Here is a 1,429-nt window from a genome sequence, read left to right as displayed (position 1 = left end):
CCTATATTGGAGAACGCTGAATTGAAAAGGCAGGTTATTCAGAGTAAATGGAAGGCTTATTGCCATGTGATGCGTCTTGACAAACCCATTGGTTCATTACTACTACTGTGGCCGACATTGTGGGCATTGTGGTTAGCACAACGAGGAATGCTTGATATAACCATATTGATGGTATTTGTCTTGGGTGTTTTTCTGATGCGGGCTGCCGGTTGTGTGATAAATGATTATGTTGATCGTGATATTGATGGCCATGTGAAGCGTACGGTAAATCGGCCATTGGTCAGTGGGGCGATCAGTGCGTACGAAAGTAAAATTTTGTTTGTCGTATTACTGCTGTTTGCCTTTGCTTTAGTGTTAACACTAAATCGGATGACGATCGAATTATCATTAGTCGCCTTAGCGTTGGCTTGGATTTATCCGTTTATGAAACGTATTACCCATTTACCACAAGTGGTATTGGGAGTGGCATTTGGTTGGTCTATTCCGATGGGATTTTCTGCTGTCAGCAGCAGCTTGCCACTGGTTTGCTGGCTATTATTGTTGGCTAATATTTGTTGGACTATCACCTATGATACTCAGTATGCCATGGTAGACCGTGATGATGATTTGAAAATTGGCGTGAAATCTACGGCGATCCTATTTGGTCAATACGATAAATTGGTTATTGGTGCCTTACAGCTGGTTACTTTACTTTTGATGATAACCGTGGGTTATCTGATGCAATTGGATAATGTATTTTATTATTCAATTTTAATTGCAGGCGTTTTATTTCTTTATCAACAAAAAATAATAGCTAACCGTGAACCGAATGGATGTTTTCGTGCTTTTTTAAACAATAATTATGTCGGATTAATATTATTCTTGGGAATTTTGTTCAGTTATATATGAATAAACACATTTTTTCTAAGCGCCGATTCGAAATTTTCTTGAGCGACGCTGAATTACGGCTTGTAAAACTGTCAATCGCTCAATAAACGTAGCATTTCATCTTCGGTGATCACTTTTATCCCCAGTTCCTGGGCTTTTATTAGCTTAGACCCGGCGCCTTCACCGGCAATAACTAAATCGGTTTTTTTCGAAACACTATTGCTGACTTTAGCGCCTAAGGCAACTAACCGATCTTTAGCGTTCTCCCGCGAGAGACTATTTAATGACCCAGTGAGTACTATGGTTTTACTGGTGAATATATTATTGCTCTCTTCCGCTACAGCGATTATTTGTTCTGGCTCCGGCCAATGAATTACCGCTTCTAGCGCGTTAATAACATGCTGATTATGTTCTTGTGCTAAAAAGTTAATGACATGCGTTGCGACGACCACGCCGACATCTGCTACCTGTTGTAATGTCTCAACATCGGCGCTACGTAAATGAGATAAAGTACGAAAATGTGCCGCTAAATTTGCGGCTGTCGTTTCACCTACCTCTCGGA

Annotated in this window: 2 protein-coding genes; one reads left to right on the top strand and one right to left on the bottom strand. The window is 40.5% G+C overall.

Going from position 1 to position 1,429, the window contains the following annotated elements:
- Positions 1 to 21 precede the first annotated feature (21 nt).
- Positions 22 to 888, top strand: coding sequence for a 4-hydroxybenzoate octaprenyltransferase (ubiA, locus tag REG_RS08835; protein WP_039908403.1), 867 nt, complete (start codon positions 22 to 24; stop codon positions 886 to 888).
- Between the two features lie 71 nt (positions 889 to 959).
- On the opposite strand, the gene REG_RS14850 is transcribed toward ubiA, so the two are convergent.
- Positions 960 to 1,429 (bottom strand): BRCT domain-containing protein (locus REG_RS14850; RefSeq protein ID WP_039908398.1); only part of this gene is annotated, 470 nt, incomplete at its 5' end.

Origin of the sequence: Candidatus Regiella insecticola LSR1 (assembly GCF_000143625.1) — a bacterium.
Classification (GTDB): Bacteria; Pseudomonadota; Gammaproteobacteria; order Enterobacterales; family Enterobacteriaceae; genus Regiella; species Regiella insecticola.
Note: the sequence above shows the minus strand (reverse complement) of the source record. Positions and strands in the feature narration are given on the sequence as shown.